Source organism: Olivibacter sp. LS-1, assembly GCF_008245145.1.
Lineage (GTDB): Bacteria > Bacteroidota > Bacteroidia > Sphingobacteriales > Sphingobacteriaceae > Olivibacter > Olivibacter oleidegradans.
Genome location: NZ_CP041643.1, coordinates 5120173 through 5136071 on the forward strand (window position 1 = coordinate 5120173; position 15899 = coordinate 5136071).

General features: G+C 40.6%; 14 protein-coding genes. 8 read left to right on the forward strand and 6 right to left on the reverse strand.

The annotated features are described in order from the left end of the window. Positions 1-206: 206 nt before the first annotated feature. The 3 genes from FKG96_RS21240 to FKG96_RS21250 all read right to left on the reverse strand — a co-directional run bounded on the left by FKG96_RS21240 (position 207) and on the right by FKG96_RS21250 (position 1473). Positions 207-659: a carboxymuconolactone decarboxylase family protein gene (locus tag FKG96_RS21240; protein ID WP_130856798.1), complete on the reverse strand. Its 453-nt coding sequence runs from the start codon at positions 657-659 to the stop codon at positions 207-209. A 236-nt stretch (positions 660-895) separates the two neighbouring features. Further along, positions 896-1108, reverse strand: coding sequence for a hypothetical protein (locus FKG96_RS21245; RefSeq protein WP_013667907.1), 213 nt, complete (start codon positions 1106-1108; stop codon positions 896-898). Between the two features lie 71 nt (positions 1109-1179). Beyond that, on the reverse strand, positions 1180-1473 hold the full coding sequence (locus FKG96_RS21250) for a hypothetical protein (protein ID WP_013667908.1): 294 nt from the start codon (positions 1471-1473) through the stop codon (positions 1180-1182). A 348-nt stretch (positions 1474-1821) separates the two neighbouring features. Between FKG96_RS21250 and FKG96_RS21255 the strand changes: the two genes are divergently transcribed. Both FKG96_RS21255 and FKG96_RS21260 read left to right on the forward strand, forming a co-directional pair. Then, on the forward strand, positions 1822-2529 hold the full coding sequence (locus FKG96_RS21255) for a hypothetical protein (protein ID WP_130856797.1): 708 nt from the start codon (positions 1822-1824) through the stop codon (positions 2527-2529). 4 nt (positions 2530-2533) lie between these two features. After that, complete coding sequence (locus FKG96_RS21260; protein ID WP_013667910.1) at positions 2534-3022, forward strand: DUF6097 family protein; 489 nt, start codon at positions 2534-2536, stop codon at positions 3020-3022. Between the two features lie 21 nt (positions 3023-3043). Here the strand turns inward: FKG96_RS21260 and FKG96_RS21265 are convergent, their stop codons facing one another. After that, positions 3044-3625 carry an RNA polymerase sigma factor gene (locus FKG96_RS21265; RefSeq protein ID WP_013667911.1) on the reverse strand — a complete coding sequence of 194 codons (582 nt, stop codon included), beginning with the start codon at positions 3623-3625 and terminating at the stop codon, positions 3044-3046. A gap of 99 nt (positions 3626-3724) precedes the next feature. Here FKG96_RS21265 and FKG96_RS21270 point away from each other — a divergent pair, with 99 nt between their 5' ends. From FKG96_RS21270 to FKG96_RS21290, 5 genes are all read left to right on the forward strand, one after another. Beyond that, entirely contained in the window at positions 3725-4894 is a 1170-nt protein-coding gene (locus FKG96_RS21270) for a FecR family protein (RefSeq protein WP_130856795.1), read from the forward strand. Positions 4895-5102: 208 nt separating this feature from the next. After that, positions 5103-8591 carry a SusC/RagA family TonB-linked outer membrane protein gene (locus FKG96_RS21275; RefSeq protein WP_165447009.1) on the forward strand — a complete coding sequence of 1163 codons (3489 nt, stop codon included), beginning with the start codon at positions 5103-5105 and terminating at the stop codon, positions 8589-8591. 12 nt (positions 8592-8603) lie between these two features. After that, a complete protein-coding gene (locus tag FKG96_RS21280; RefSeq protein ID WP_149106003.1) occupies positions 8604-10361 on the forward strand; it encodes a RagB/SusD family nutrient uptake outer membrane protein in 1758 nt (585 codons plus the stop codon). Between the two features lie 25 nt (positions 10362-10386). Beyond that, positions 10387-11625, forward strand: coding sequence for a glycoside hydrolase family 88 protein (locus FKG96_RS21285; protein WP_130856792.1), 1239 nt, complete (start codon positions 10387-10389; stop codon positions 11623-11625). Between the two features lie 20 nt (positions 11626-11645). Continuing rightward, complete coding sequence (locus tag FKG96_RS21290) at positions 11646-13136, forward strand: alpha-L-fucosidase (protein ID WP_149106004.1); 1491 nt, start codon at positions 11646-11648, stop codon at positions 13134-13136. Position 13137: 1 nt separating this feature from the next. Here the strand turns inward: FKG96_RS21290 and FKG96_RS21295 are convergent, their stop codons facing one another. Further along, on the reverse strand, positions 13138-13590 hold the full coding sequence (locus tag FKG96_RS21295) for a DUF2141 domain-containing protein (RefSeq protein ID WP_130856790.1): 453 nt from the start codon (positions 13588-13590) through the stop codon (positions 13138-13140). Next, positions 13587-14285, reverse strand: a complete 699-nt coding sequence (locus FKG96_RS21300; RefSeq protein WP_149106005.1) for a winged helix DNA-binding protein — start codon at positions 14283-14285, stop codon at positions 13587-13589. The genes FKG96_RS21295 and FKG96_RS21300 overlap by 4 nt, the downstream gene beginning before the upstream one ends. Positions 14286-14397: 112 nt before the next feature. On the opposite strand from FKG96_RS21300, the gene FKG96_RS21305 reads away from it, so the two are divergent. Further along, positions 14398-15897 carry an NAD(P)/FAD-dependent oxidoreductase gene (locus FKG96_RS21305; protein WP_149106006.1) on the forward strand — a complete coding sequence of 500 codons (1500 nt, stop codon included), beginning with the start codon at positions 14398-14400 and terminating at the stop codon, positions 15895-15897. Positions 15898-15899 lie beyond the last annotated feature (2 nt).

The following is a 15899-nucleotide window of genomic DNA, read 5'->3' on the forward strand; positions in this document are numbered from 1 at the left end:
CACGTTATAATGGACTGATTCACGACTACGGCTTACTAAATCCAATAGCTCATGTACCTGCAATTAAAACGGCTATACTTCAGGCGGCGGTCATAATTAAAAAAAAATTGGTCGATTAATCGCTTCATTTCCCTACTTTCTACGATACAATAAAGGTTGCCCTTCCTTCCGGGCAACCTTTTTAGAAACCGCGTCTAAAAAACCGCTTATCCAAATTGACCTACTTTATAGTCACCGGGCACCGTATGAAAAGCAATATTAAGTCGATTCCATACATTGATTGCGCCAACGGTTAAAGTTAAGTCCACAAGCTCCTCATCAGAAAAATGGACCTTTGCTTCTTGGTAGATGTTATCAGGCACATCGCAATGATTGACCGCTTCTGCCCAAGCCAAAGCAGCCCTTTCGCGTGCAGAAAAATAAGATGTTTCTCGCCATGCACTTAAACCATACAGACGCTGCTCTGTTTCGCCTGCGGCTCGAAGTTCCTTGGAATGCATATCCAAGCAATAGGCACATTTATTTATCTGTGATATTCTAAAATGTACCAATTCTTGAAGATTTTTTTCAATTGACGATTTTTTCAAATAGGCACCAACACCGAATAAAGCCTTTAATGCATTCTGTCCTTTAGTCTGAAAATTAATTCTCTGTTCCATGATATATTTTGTTTTTATACCCCTATGACAATTGAGTATTCGCGATTGGACATATTATTTGTTTTTTTTTTAACAAATCAATACAAATTTGAAATTCAACAACTTCGTTAGTTATTTATGTTTCTCAGAACAATGAGCTATAGGATCTGTTATTAAATAGACGAGTGTTTTTCGTCTCGTTTTAGTAGCATAGTTGTAAAATCCCTCATCGCCTGTTGAGGGATTTTTTAGTAGGCTTAGCTTATCTGTTTTTCTATCTCTTTGGCAATCTTTTCCAAAAGCTTTACTTCAATATCCGCATTGGTTGTAATAGCAATAATGCCATCCCCACTGTCCTTGAATAGTACTTCACTATTATCGACATCGGTTGTGAAAGACAGCTCCGAACTGTTAAGTGCGGGTTTTATCAGATAGACCTTGCCGGCCACCGTAATATCAAAGGAATCCATGGGTAAATAGTTTACTATAAAACATAGAGACCATTTTAATTGTTTCACCTGTAGTTTTCGATGGGTGCTATTTAGTTAACTACCTTATAACCATTAAATTCATCACAATTAAAAAGTAGCAGGTCATCCAGCAAAATAATCTCTTCTTCTCCCAAGGCAGCAAATTGATTACTGTTAATTGCCTCCAAGTCCCACTTTTTTGGCGTCAATAGGCAATAATTCCCAGTTGAGTGCATTGAAGAAACCAATACAGTATACCCTTTGACAATAAGTTCATCGATCAATTTTCTATCTAGATTAACTTCCATTTCAATAGACTTGATGAGAAAACAAGTGATACCACTTAACTCGTGTGCAAAATGCATCAGACATTTTCATAATTTAAATATTACTTTCCCATCCTACATACTTCTGAGAAAGCTATTGGTTTTGCTGTATAACAAACGATTACAAAAGAAAGTTTGCTATATATATAGTGAGTCAATATAAAAACAGCTTCCACATTGGAAATGCAAGCATCGCTCACAAAATAGTGCGAAAGAAAAAATACGACCATTTGTCATGCCACTTGTCAGTGACAAGAAATTATAAAACAATGCTAGCTAAGCCCTGTCTCCCAAAAATTTACAACAACATTAGTACGGAAAGAACACCATTAAATGAACCATGGCTTAATTTTTGACAACAGCCTTACCTATTACAAATTTTCACACATGATTTTTATTTACTCCATTAACGAAAAACAACTTATCCAAAAAAACATTCAGGGAAAGCTCAAGAACGCGCAAGTTGAAGAGTCCTTCGTATTGGCAATTAGCCAACATTATATCTCTTGGTTGGGACCTTGGTTCCCAGCGAGTGTTAAGAAAAGTCGGCTTTATACGATTCAAGGAAAGGAAATTCTAAAAGCAGATTGGAGTGACCTTATAAAAAAGGAGGCTGAAGTACTAAAGGAGGCTGTCCCTTTTCAAATTGGCTTCTTCAGAAATACAATCATTTTCTTAATCGCTATTGCTGTCCTATCGGTTGTAATGCCAAAGATAAATGCAAAAAAATCAGCGGAAGCTGCCACTCGGAAAGAAACGTTGTACAATCGTTTAAGGCAGTTAAAACAGGGAGATATTTTACGTGTATCTTTTATTAATACCGCAGATGAGCAAAGTATAAATGGAATCGGATTGGTTAAGGTCATGAAGATTGAAGGTGATTCCATCTTTATTGTCAGAAGTAACACCCTAGTAGAAGATAATATGGATAATAGGCAAAGTGAACTATCAATCGGGAATTTCGGAGCTAGCCAAGAGCGCGTTATTAAACATCTAATGGAAGAAATTGTACAAGAAGATGTGCTTATTGCTTACCCAAAAGACATGCAAAGAGCTAACTATACTATAGGACGGGTTATTAAATTTGAGAATTGAGATTATGGGTTTTTTACATAGTTTAGGAAGTTCGCTACAGCAAGTGGCGCACCTCAAAGAACAATTACTTTATTGTCATCAATGGATTGATCAACATCAAATTCCGGTAAAAAAAATTGAAGATAATTTAGATGAACAATTGGTTGAGCTGGAAAAATGGAGTCATACGAATAGCTATTCAGCCGTTCTGAAAAAAGGCAAGCTGTGGAAATCAATCACGGTATCCATAGCCCTGTTGATAGGTCTCGTTATCGGGGGAATATACTTGACAAACCTTCTCTTTCCTGAGTATTTTATTCAAAAGCAGGTATTTAGTTGGATGTTTAGTCATATACTACCAGTGACCATTATACTAGCAATTGTTCTTCTTTTTCTCCTAGTAAGTGTTCAAATAGGAAATAGCTATATGAGAAGCACTCGGGGTGGTGGCAAAGCTTATCAGCAAGCATGGAATGAATTCCGTCAACATTTAAAAAATTCCCACACTTCATAACGAATAAATGAACAAGCTGTATTAAGATACCAACAAAAACAAGCAGATAATACTTAATTCTTTTAAATGCATTCTTAAATGTTTCAAAGCATAGGTGAGTTGATTTTCTACCGTTCTTTTTGAAATTCCGAGCTGTTGGGCAATCTCCTCATTAGACAACTGGTCAAATCGGCTCATCGAAAAGATCTCCTGACATCGAGCGGGTAGTGCCGATAAGTAATATTGAACAAGTTGCATCGATTCGTCTTGTACTAGCCTTTCTTCTCCCCTGTTAGTTGTATCATCTTTCAACTTTCGTTCTAAATCGTCCTCATATTCCATTAAATTTTTTCGAAGCTGGGACAAATTCCGGAAGATAATGTATTTGGTAGCTCTCGTTACGTACGCTTCAAATGATTGGATCATCAACGCGTCTCTTCGTAACCAAAGCGAAGTAAACACATCGTGTACTACATTTGCAGCTAATTCTTTATCGCGCAGATAGCTATAAGAAGTCGTATAGATTTTTGACCAATATCGATCGTACAAAAAACTAAATGCTCGTTGATCGCTTCGCTTTACCGCGAGCCATAATTCAAGGTCGGTTAGTTTGCTGCTTGACATAATTGGTTTCTGCAAATAAAACACATTCTCAAAAAAAAATAAAATTTTTATGTGTGTGTCTTTAATTTTTTGTCACTACCATAATAACCAGTTAATCTTATGAATCGAGAAGATTTTATTGCACTCTATAAAAAATATACCAAAGGACTGTGTAGCGCCGAGGAAAAGCAACGTTTACGAGAGTATTGGCAGGAGTTTCGGCTAGACGATAAGCCATGGGATGAAAAGTTCGGTATTGAGAACGACATAAAAGAATCCATTTTCGAACGTATTAAAGAAACCACCGCACTTTCATCTTCAGGAAACACGCGAACAGTTAAGAAATTGTGGTACTATGCGGCAGCCGCCATTGTCGGTGTTTTACTAATCGGTTCTTATATCCATCTTTTAAAACCAATGAAACAATCAACGCGGCATATAGCGAAAGCAAGTGAATCTCCTATAGTTCCTGGAAAAAATAAGGCAACTCTGACACTTGCCGACGGTAGCACCATTCAATTAGACGACACCCAAAACGGTACAATAGCCAACGAGGAAGCCTTAATTACAAAAGACGAAGGGCGTGTAGTATATAAAGCAAAGGACCAAAAGACAAAGCAAGATGCAAATATAATTAACACACTTCATGTCCCAAAAGGTGGTGAATATCAATTGGAATTAGCAGATGGTACGAAGGTGTGGCTTAATGCTGGTTCAACGCTCAGTTTTCCCAGTTCATTCGCCAATCTGAAAGAAAGAGTTATCACACTAGCGGGCGAGGCCTATTTCGAAGTTGCTAAACGGACTCAACAGCCTTTCGTTGTCCGAAGTGAGGGCAGCACCGTGCAAGTGCTGGGCACCAGTTTCAATATTAAAGCGTACCCAGAAGAGTCCCTTGTCCAAACTACCTTGCTATCTGGGAGTGTAGTGGTGAAAGAACCTACATCAGCAAACACTAAACAACTATATCCAAACCAGCAAGCAGTCGTCCAAAAGAATCGCGGAAATATGCAGGTACGTACAGTAAATCCAGCAGATATTATTTCTTGGAAAAACGGCTACTTTATATTTGATAATCAAAGTATCCAACAAATTATGCCCGTAATTGAACGTTGGTATGATGTGGAAGTAAGCTATCAACAAACTGACAACACCGATCGTTACGGAGGGACCTTTTCTCGCAATGCCAACCTACAAGATATTCTCCGTGATTTGACGACACTCGGCAACATTCGGTTTAAACTTCAGGGAAGAAAGCTTATTGTGATGGATAACAACGAGTACAAATAATGAAATAAGTCAACGTTACCAAATAAAGAAAGGAGAAAAAAGAAACCGGAAATGTTGGCGCATTTCCGGCTCAGTAGCACAGGCTACAGTTAGGTAAATAAATTCATTGCTTCTAAACAATTTTAAACCCAACAATCAAATGTATAAAAATTTTATCGAGACGTCATTCGGTATGATACCGTATTGTTTCCGTCACATCTTGTTAAAAATGAAACTGACCGCATTGCTAGTTGTACTAACCATGTTGCAGGTGCATGCATCCAGCTTTGCACAGAAAATCACCCTTAAGGCTAAAAATGCAACACTAAAAGAGATCGTCGCAAAGATCAGGCAACAGGCAGATTACGATTTTCTCTATAATAATCGTGTTGCACAAGAGTTGCAACCTATTACGGTAGATATGCGAAACAAAGATATCAGAGAAGTACTCGACGCCTGTTTTGCTAATCAGTCCTTAGACTATAACATCCGCGGTAAGACAATCCTATTGCAAAGAAAAGTATCCGTTATATCACAACAAGAAGAATTACTGACGGGAATTGTAGTAGACGAACAGGACAAACCCTTAGCAGGTGTCACGATAAAAAACAAAAGCAGTGGCGAAACAATTACAACCGATGACGAAGGCCATTTCCAATGCAAGATTAATCTCCGTACAGGAATTCTTTTAGTGCAATTTTTAGGATACGAAGCTCAGGAGATCAACCTAAATGGCCAAGCTACGCTAACAATCTCCATGAAACCACTGATTAACGATCTGAACGAAGTGGTGATAGTGGGCTATGGAACGCAAAAAAAGGAGAATGTCATTGGGTCTGTTGCTACGATTAATGCGTCATCTATAGAGAACCGTTCTACTTCCACTTTATCTTCTTCTTTGGCGGGCCTTGCAGCAGGGGTCAATGTGCAAGCGAGCACCGGAAAACCCGGAGCGGATGGGTCCAACATTTTAGTACGTGGAACAGGAACCTTAAACGGCACTTCCCCTTTAGTGGTTATCGATGGTATTGTAGGTTCTATGGATGCCGTCAACCCAAATGATGTGGAGGCAATTTCCGTTTTGAAGGATGCAGCGAGCGCAGCTATTTATGGATCGCTAGGTTCAAATGGTGTTATTTTGATTACAACTAAGAAGGGCACAAAGGGAAAAACAAGCGTATCCTATACCGGCATGACTTCCTTGCTTAGGCCTAACAATGTGCCCGAATTTGTCACTGACTACACCAGGCATATGCGACTGGTAAATGAAGGTTTTATGAATCTTGGACAAGCTGCTATATATACGGACGCAACAATCGATAAATGGGAGACAGCGGCGAAAGATCCGAATGGTTTAACCGAACACGGTATTCCCAATTATGTCGCTTATCCTAATACAAATTGGGGAAAAGAACTTTTCGGAGAACGGAAGTTATTGCAAAATCATAACCTTGCTTTGAACGGTGGAACAGAAAACACGCAATATCTTTTCTCCGTTGGTTATTTTGATAATCCCGGAACAATGCCCTTAACCAGCGCCGACAATATTCGGCTGCGCGTTAACCTCCAAGCTAAAGTAGCCAAATTTCTGACGGTGGGCACCCAAACTTTCGGTGACATCCAGAATACCAGTGTCGTTGACGTTGCAACGGCATATTCTTACTTAACGCAAACGGTTCCAGGTGTATACCCTAGCTACCGCGGTGTTTATGGATTCCCTGCCGCAGCCGAGGAGTCGGCAACGGCCAACAATGCATTAGCCTTCTTAAACAGCCAAGGGGGAAAAAACCAGGTGAACCGCATTAATAGCACAATCTTTGCAAAATTGGACTTGGTAAAAGGCTTAACATTTGAAACAAAAGTTCACTACGACAATTCGTATACAGAGAATAACACCCACCCTATCCCCTATGAGAAATGGAATTTTGCAACCAATCAGCTAAGTACAGCTGCACAAACTCCAGCACAAATGACAACCCGATATTCTTTGTACAAAAGCTATAATGTGATAATCGATAACGTTTTACGTTACAACAACACCCTTGGAAAACACGACTTTGGTGCGATATTGGGGTACAACGAACAATATTATAACCAATATAATTTTGATGCTGCTAAATTAGGCTTGATACATCCTGATTTAACGACATTAAATTCAGGCACAACCATGACTGGCATTAACGGAGATGAAACAGATTATGGTTTGCGATCGGTATTCGGTCGTCTCAATTATGCTTTTAACCAGCGCTATCTTGGAGAAGTAGTCATACGCTATGACGGCTCGTCGCGCTTTGGAGCCGCGCGTCGCTGGGGCTTGTTCCCTGCATTTTCTGCTGGTTGGCGGATTTCCGAAGAGCGCTTTATGTCGTCTATTAAATCCTTTATCGATGATCTTCGCATTCGCGCCTCTTGGGGCCGAACCGGCAATAATGCTTCCGGCAATTATGACCATTTGCCGACATATGGTACCGTTCCCTATTCTTTTAACAATCAAGCGGTACGAGGCTTGGCGCAGACGAAACTTGGTAACGATTTACTCCATTGGGAAACAACCACGACAACCAATCTTGGCATCTCCGGTATCACGTGGAAAGGGAAGCTTAATTTCGAAGTTGATTTTTACCGGGGGTATACGGACGGAATCCTCTTCGTTCCAAATATTCCCGCAACTACCGGCACTGCGGCAGCAGCGACAATGAATATTGCTGAGGTAAGCAAAAAGGGGGTCGAATTGAGCTTGGGATATCAGGGAAAAGCTAACGATTTCCAATATTCAATTTCCGGCAATTTTGCATACAACACCAATCGGGTTGAAAAATACAAAGGACGCTTGCAGGAGGGCTTCATAACTGATGCCACGGGAAACCGTGTTTATCAATCCAACATTGGCCAGGTTTCAAATGGAAGCAACACACGAATTTTGGAGGGGCATGCTATTAACGAGTTTTACCTGTACAATATCTATCAAGGTACGGGTGACCATTTTTTGGCCGACGGTTCTGTCAACATAAACGGTGGACCGCATGATGGCATGATCCGCACACCGGAGGACATGGAATGGTTAAAGCAGATGGTTGCGGCCGGTTACAGCTTCCAGCCGGCAGATGGTATTGATCTTACTAAGATCTGGTATGGCGATTTGATCTATGCGGATTTAAATGGTGATGGTATATATGGCAATGTCTACGATCAACAGTTTATGAACAAACGTGCCACACCCGCTTACAATTTCGGTTTAAGCGTTAACATGGCTTATAAAGGATTCGACTTTTCTATGATTTGGTCGGCGGCCACGGGAATGTCTTATTATTGGAATACGATTTATTTAAACCAATCGATCGTAGCACAAGGTAAATCAGTTCCACTTTTAGTGGCTGACAATCATTACTATTACAACGAAACAAATCCCAATGATCCGGCTAACAATATCCAAGGACATTATCCGCGCCTAAAGGGAGTCACCGATGCACAAAACGGCCGAACCAGTAATTTCTATTTCTATGATGCATCCTTTGTCAAACTTAGAAATTTACAGATCGGTTATACCATACCGAGTAATTTTGCTAACCGATTTTCCATCTCCAAGCTTCGGGTTTACTTAGCTGGCGAGAATTTGTTAACGTTCACCAAATTTCCGGGTTTGGATCCTGAAGTTGGGCCCGACTCAAATTACCCCACCATGCGTCAATATTCATTAGGCATAAATCTAACCTTTTAAACTCAGATGATCATGAAAAAAATATTCGCGATATTAATGATTAGCGCTCTTTGTAGTTGCAAAAAAGACCTATTGGATACTTCCCCCTATTCTTCTGTTTCCAGCACCACGATGTGGACTACGGATAACCTAACCGATTTAGGTGTCGCCGGCGTCTATAATGCGTTACGATTAAAAATGGGGCATAGCGGACTCGTTTCGCCCTATGAACTGTATCAGATGGACAGATTCTCATTTACAGGACAAGGACGTTGGGATGAGCCCTTGTTAACAGGTACGATTACTGCCGGCGATCCTTTGTTCTTAAATATCTGGCAGATGATGTATGAAGGCATCCAACGGGCCAATGATGGCATAAAGAACATTCCGCAGAAGTCACCATCTAGTACGGAAAAGAAGGCAAGGTATATTGCTGAATGTAAATTTTTGAGGGCCTACTTCTATTTCCGATTAAATCAAGTATATAAGGGGGTGCCTATCTATTTGGAACCTTTCACGGCAACAGAAGCGGTTAAGCCAAGAAATACCGAAGAAGAGGTATGGGATCAGGTTTTAGCTGATCTTAGCGACTGTATTAATGAACCACAGCTACCGGAACGATACGCTACCGGAGATGGAAACTATGGACACGTCACCAAGGCAGCGGCCTACGCCTTGCGTGGAAAGATTTATCTATACAAGACCGATTGGGCATTGGCCGCTGCAGATTTCCAAAAGGTGAAGGATGCCAGACATACTTTATTCGCTGACTACAAAGCTCTGTTTAAGGAAGCCAATGAACAGTCGTCAGAGATGATATTTTCAATTCAAAATCGTAGTGAATTTGGTTACGGAAACAATTTCCAGCTATTCTGCGGATGGCCCTCCGCTTACACTCGCGGTTGGAACTATTATATGCCCTCTCCGCATCTCGTGGATCTTTATGAAAATATGGATGGATCGAAATTCAGCTGGGACGCGGTTATTCCCGGCTACACAAAACTTTCCGTTAATGAAAGGGAGGTGTTTTTCTTACGCGATAACCTAACCGAAAGTGAAAAAGCCGCTGCTGCATTACGTGGTGCAAAAATGGAGCTTTATCTACCACAGGGTAACGAAGAACGCATTAAGGCAGCCTATGATAACCGTGATCCCCGTTTGCAGGCGAATATAGTTACTCCTTATGCAACCTTCCGCGGTGCCTATAATTTTACTAATGTGGAAAGTATACAACATATGCGTTGGCCCTTTAGGGCGCAAGCGCCAATCGATGGTGATATTCAAAGCGACACACAGATCAATTTCTTTTACTTTTATAGAAAGTTTGTAGCCGAAGGGGTTACTGAACTAGTAGACCGGAATTTTGGGCCGATCGATTTTCCTATTCTGCGGTACGCAGATGTGCTATTGATGTGGGCCGAGGCCCTCAACGAACAAGGGCTGCTATCAGAGGCAGTCGAAAAAGTGAATGAAGTACGGGCGCGGGCGGGTGTTGCCTTGTTAAATTCAAATACAGCCACTACCGTGACAGGACAAGAAGACTTGCGCGAGCGTATTCGCAATGAACGAAGAGTGGAATTTCCTAATGAAGGTATTAACTATTTCGATGAATTACGATGGGCTACTTGGAAAGAAAAGGTTTTCCAGGTCGGAAATGGTCGAAAGCAGATTTGGGGTGCCAATGTCAGCGATTATAGCTATAAAGGTGATCATCTGTATACCTGGCCCATACCATCAAATGAAATCCAAATGAATCCCAACTTGAAACAGAACCCAGGTTGGATTGATTAAATCAGCATGCCGTAAATTATTAAAGATGAAAAAGTTTTTATTCCCATACACCTTATTATTGACTTTGCTACTGGTTTCATTTAACCATGACAGGCAAGATATTGTCCAACGAAGTTTCGATCGGGCAGCGCGACAATACACCCTCCTGTTATCCGCTGCAACCGATCTAAATCGCTATCCACGATCGACCGATGCCAACGGAAAAACTAGCTATACTGTTATCCATGATTGGACCGGTGGTTTCTGGCCAGGGTGTCTGTGGTATCTATATGAGTATACCAAAGACAATAAGTGGAAAGCAGCCGCTCAAAAATGGACCCATTCATTAGAAGCAAATCAATACAATACAGATCATCATGACATCGGATTTATGATGAATTCTAGCTATGGCAATGCATACCGGCTAACCGGCGACACGTGCTATAAGAAAATACTGATTCAAAGTGCCAAATCGCTTGTTAGTCGCTACAATTCAAAAGTCGGTGCCATCCAATCGTGGAACAGTTTTAGTTCGTGGGATGGCCAATCGGTTTATCAATTTCCGGTAATTATTGATAATATGATGAACCTGGAGCTGCTTTTTCTGGCATCACAGCTTTCAGGCGATAGCTCTTTCAGAACCATCGCCATAAAACATGCTGAAACAACGCTCAAAAACCACTATCGTCCAGATTATAGTTCTTATCACGTGGTCAACTATGATCCTTTAACGGGAGTGGTACTGAGTAGAGAAACGGCTCAGGGTTATGCCGACAATTCGGCTTGGTCAAGAGGACAAGCTTGGGGACTTTATGGTTTTACGGTTATGTATCGGGAAACTAAAGACACGAAATTTCTCCATTCCGCCATCAAAATGGCGGAATATTATATCAATCATCAACACTTGCCCAGTGACCTTATTCCCTATTGGGATTTCCATGTCGGACAAGCAGGTTATCAGCCAAACTGGGATTATGATGCCTCCAAGTTTAAAGAAATTCCAAGGGATGCATCAGCGGCTGCAATTACCAGCTCGGCACTGCTTGAGCTCAGTACTTATGCAGAAGAAAAGCATAAACGCTTATTTTACAGCACTGCAAAGAAAATTCTGCAATCATTGAGTACGGACAGGTATATGGCTCAAGCCGGCACAAATGGCTATTTTCTGCTAAAACATAGCGTAGGCAGTATTCCTCATGGAGGTGAGATTGATGTACCCTTAGTATATGCCGACTATTATTTTCTGGAAGCACTTTTACGCATCCAAAAGAATTCACACACTTAACTTATTCACTTATTCAAACCATGACGATCCGATTCTACTTGCTTATCAGTTTATTTTCTGTTATAACCTCTGTTGCCACGCAGACAGCCATTGCGCAGTCTGAACAGACAATGAAGGAACGTTGGCGAGAAATGAATAGAAGTAAGGCCACTGCTTTGGAGGAATTCCAAGACCTAAAATTCGGGCTGTTCATTCACTGGGGGTTGTACGCCATTCCCGGTGGAATTTGGGAAGGAAAAAAAATGGAAGAAATGGGAAGTCCCAGCGTTGCAGAGTGGATTCAGCTTGTCGCGAAGATTTCACGAAAACAATACGCCAAATTGGCGGACGAATTTAACCCAAGTACCTTTGATGCCAATGCTATTGCTAAAATGGCCAAGGACGCCGGGATGAAATACATCGTCATCACCGCAAAGCATCATGACGGCTTTGCGTTGTTCAAATCGAAAGCAAGTCCTTTCAATGTTGTTGACGCCTCTCCATTTAATCGCGATATTATAGCAGAGTTCAACCAGGCCTGTCGAAAATTCGGTTTACGTTTCGGCGTTTACTATTCTCATAACATTGATTGGGCCGATGGTGCTGATGCGCAGTATAAAGAAACCAAAACGATGAATGATAGAGAGGGAAAACGAACCGACGCTTTTGGTGCTAACCTATGGGATCCCAGTCCAAATAGTTTTCAGTCATACCTAGACAACAAATCGGTACCCCAAGTCAAAGAATTACTTTACCAATTTAAAGACATACGTTACATCTGGTTTGATATGCCGGGTTTAATGAAACCCGAACAAAGTTTCCGATTCTATAAAACAGTTTATGATATTAATCCCAAGATTATTATTTCAGAACGCATAGGTAATCAGATGGGCGATTATGCTATTCCGGGTGATAATAAGATCCCCACAAAAAAGGAACAATACGCTATTCCTTGGGAAACTGTCGGAACCTTCAATAATTCATGGGGTTATAAGTCCTATGATCAGGATTGGAAAAGTAAAGAGGAGCTACTTTATTGGTTGCTGGAAATAGTTAGCAAAGGTGGGAATTATATGCTCAACATCGGTCCACGTGCCGATGGTTCCGTACCCGAAATGGTCATTAACAATCTGCAATCGATTGGCAAATGGCTTCAGGTGAATCAAGAAGCCATTTATGGCACAAGACCATGGCGTATAAACCATGAAGGCCCTGCGGAATATAAAATTACCGATACAGAACAGCGGGAGAAAGAAGGTTTCACACTACAGATCAGCCCGACCGATTTTTGGTTTACACAAAAAAACGGTTCGGTATATGCCATAGCACTCAAAACGTCCTCTCATTCGAACATCTTAATTAAAGCCTTTTCAAAAGAAATCAGGACTATACAAAAGGTAGAAATTCTCGGTTTCGGCAAAGTAGCATTCGCACAAAAAATTGACGGCTTGGAAGTAACTTTACCTTTATCAATTATCAATTTGCCAAACGGCTATACACTAAAGGTAAGTTTTAAACGCGAGCCTGAATAGCTTAAAAAGAAATCAACTTTATAACAAGCTTGTTATTATCGGGTTTTAGCACAAAGGACGCTTCATCGAAACGAGGTGCCTTAAATAAGGGCATCTTTCTCGCCGAAAAACCAAAGGGTTCTTTGGGGATACCTAAGAAATTTGTATCCATTCGACCGTTACCATTTTTGTCAAAAAAAATAGCGAGCGCATATTTACCTATCGGTAGTTCTTCAAAGAAAAAAGATAGCGTGTCGGCGTGATTGCTCTCAACAATCTTACTGGCGTAACATTCCTTTTCATTTAAAAAAGACTGTTGATTTCTATAAAGAGCCGCGTATAAAACTCCTTTATTATTTTTTAGATTGCAAACATCGACCCGAAGCACACTTTTTTGCTGCGCACGTAGCCCTATATAACAAAAAACAAACGTAAATAAGCAAAATAATAGACGATGACAGGAACTAAACATCATTTTTCATTTTTTGGATCTGAATATTGAGGGTTATCCGATTCAAACATCGAAATCAATTCATCAAAAGAGCTCTTTTTATCCAACGAATAAATCGGGCGATGTCGTTGATCCAATTTTTGCAGTAACGATAGTAATACGAGACGCTCCTTTTCCGACAACGGCGACATAATGAGATCAGTAACTTTATTAATGCGTTGCAAAGCCAAATAAAAAGCTTGCTTTCCCAGCGTCGTGGCAGACAGAACTTTCGCTCTTTTGTCTGTTTCGGAAGGTGTTTGTTCTACTAATTGTTTCTTTAACAAGCGGCGTATAACCTCGATTCCTGTCGGTTTAAGTTGAAGGTGAGTTTCAATTAATTTAGATGGAGAATAATTGCCTTTGAAAACCAAGCTCAACATAAAGGCAAACTCGTCGTAAGTATCGAAAGCAGTCCCGTCTAGCGCCTGCCGAATGTAGTTCATTTTATGCCTACCTACAGCTGTAATCAAATGAGATGCATTATAATGGGCCTTACCGCCGCGATCTTTCCCATGCCAATTTATTCGCATAAACAAACTTTCATCCGCAGCATCATTGAAATCGCGCTTATTAATTAACCAAGTTGCAAAAGAATGAATATTGTCGGGAGATCTATTCATCTCCTGTTCGTATTGCCTAAGTTCGGACAACAGCTGTATCACTAAATTGTAATCCATGTCAGTAATTAAACACAAATGTATCAAAATAAACAACAAAGATTTTAGTATGTTTTAAAACTTATTTATTGATTTTTTTGTATTATTACATACAAATTAGTTATTCATCCTTATGACGCATAAAAAGCCATCCATATCCATTATAGGAGCGGGTATTTCGGGAATGGTAGCCAGCTGCTATCTTCAAAAAAAAGGTTACCAAGTGACAGTATATGAAAAAAATTTAGAGCCTGGCGGTCGCGTCAGAAATTTTACGAATAAAGGATTTACGTTCGATATGGGGCCAAGTTGGTACTGGATGCCGGAAGTATTCGAGCAGTTCTTCTCGGACTTTGGAAAAAAGATTAGTAATTACTATGAACTGATTCGTTTAGAACCTTCCTATAGTGTGTATTTCAATGATGGCAAATTCGAAGTGCCATCATCCATTGAAGGTTTAGGTGAAAAATTTGAAAAACTGGAACCAGGTAGTGCTGGAAGATTACGCTATTATATAAAAGATGCCAGAGAGAAGTACGAAATAGGAATGCATCGATTTGCGTTAAAACCCGCTTTACGTTTTGACGAATTCTTAAGTAAGGATATTTACACACTTTTGCGACGATTACAACCGCTTCGCAATATGGAGCAGCATGTGAACCGATATTTCGAGCACCCAAAAATCAGGCGAATAATGCAATTTCCAGTTATTTTTTTAGGTGCTATGCCTGAAAAAATTCCGGCGATGTATAGTCTTATGAACTATGCCGACATTGTTCTTGGAACGTGGTATCCTAGAGGAGGTATGTCCCGAATCGTCAGCGCTATTTATGCGCTCGCCCTCGAGCTGGGTGTCACGTTTCGTTTTAATGTCGATATCGACCACATTGAAGTTTCATTAGGAAAAGCAAACTATCTAAACAGTTATGACGAACGTTTATCTACCGATTTAGTGATAGGCGCCGGCGATTATCATCACATCGAGCAGCTTCTTCCCGCAAATTATCAACAATATAGTGAACAGTATTGGGAAAGCCGATCGATGGCTCCTTCCTGTCTGTTATACTATATAGGCATTAATAAGCGACTCGACTTAAATCATCACAATCTGTTTTTCGACACTGATTTTGAGAATCACGCTTCTTCTCTGTATAAAAATCCATCGTGGCCGGAAAAACCTTTATTTTACGCGTGCGCTCCATCTGTAAGTGACCCGAGCGTAGCCCCTTCAGGTTGCGAAAATCTATTTTTGTTGGTGCCGATAGCAGCTGGTTTAAAAGGAGATGACCCTTCTCTTAGGGCGAAATATTTCAAACATCTAATCAGCCGTTTAGAGCACCACCTTAAAACGGATATCACCGATCACGTAATTTATTATAAGGATTACAGTATTCAAGAGTTTATAACAGACTATCATGCATATTTAGGGAATGCCTACGGTTTAGCGAATACACTCAAGCAAACAGCCTTTGGCAAGCCTCGTTTAAGGAGCAAAAAGGTAGAAAATCTCTTTTACTGTGGTCAACTGACCGTCCCAGGTCCCGGGCTTCCACCGTCCATACTATCTGGCAAAATGGTGGCTGAGCAAGCAGATCAGTATTTGGCAAAACAAAAAGGAGTAATTATTAGCTAGCG

Excerpts from the sequence above, each read along its gene's own strand:
- FKG96_RS21240 (WP_130856798.1), bottom strand. The coding sequence starts at position 659 with ATGGAACAGAGAATTAATTTTCAGACTAAAGGACAGAATGCATTAAAG.
- FKG96_RS21245 (WP_013667907.1), bottom strand. The coding sequence starts at position 1,108 with ATGGATTCCTTTGATATTACGGTGGCCGGCAAGGTCTATCTGATAAAA.
- FKG96_RS21250 (WP_013667908.1), bottom strand. The coding sequence starts at position 1,473 with ATGCATTTTGCACACGAGTTAAGTGGTATCACTTGTTTTCTCATCAAG.
- FKG96_RS21255 (WP_130856797.1), top strand. The coding sequence starts at position 1,822 with ATGATTTTTATTTACTCCATTAACGAAAAACAACTTATCCAAAAAAAC.
- FKG96_RS21260 (WP_013667910.1), top strand. The coding sequence starts at position 2,534 with ATGGGTTTTTTACATAGTTTAGGAAGTTCGCTACAGCAAGTGGCGCAC.
- FKG96_RS21265 (WP_013667911.1), bottom strand. The coding sequence starts at position 3,625 with ATGTCAAGCAGCAAACTAACCGACCTTGAATTATGGCTCGCGGTAAAG.
- FKG96_RS21270 (WP_130856795.1), top strand. The coding sequence starts at position 3,725 with ATGAATCGAGAAGATTTTATTGCACTCTATAAAAAATATACCAAAGGA.
- FKG96_RS21275 (WP_165447009.1), top strand. The coding sequence starts at position 5,103 with ATGAAACTGACCGCATTGCTAGTTGTACTAACCATGTTGCAGGTGCAT.
- FKG96_RS21280 (WP_149106003.1), top strand. The coding sequence starts at position 8,604 with ATGAAAAAAATATTCGCGATATTAATGATTAGCGCTCTTTGTAGTTGC.
- FKG96_RS21285 (WP_130856792.1), top strand. The coding sequence starts at position 10,387 with ATGAAAAAGTTTTTATTCCCATACACCTTATTATTGACTTTGCTACTG.
- FKG96_RS21290 (WP_149106004.1), top strand. The coding sequence starts at position 11,646 with ATGACGATCCGATTCTACTTGCTTATCAGTTTATTTTCTGTTATAACC.
- FKG96_RS21295 (WP_130856790.1), bottom strand. The coding sequence starts at position 13,590 with ATGATGTTTAGTTCCTGTCATCGTCTATTATTTTGCTTATTTACGTTT.
- FKG96_RS21300 (WP_149106005.1), bottom strand. The coding sequence starts at position 14,285 with ATGGATTACAATTTAGTGATACAGCTGTTGTCCGAACTTAGGCAATAC.
- FKG96_RS21305 (WP_149106006.1), top strand. The coding sequence starts at position 14,398 with ATGACGCATAAAAAGCCATCCATATCCATTATAGGAGCGGGTATTTCG.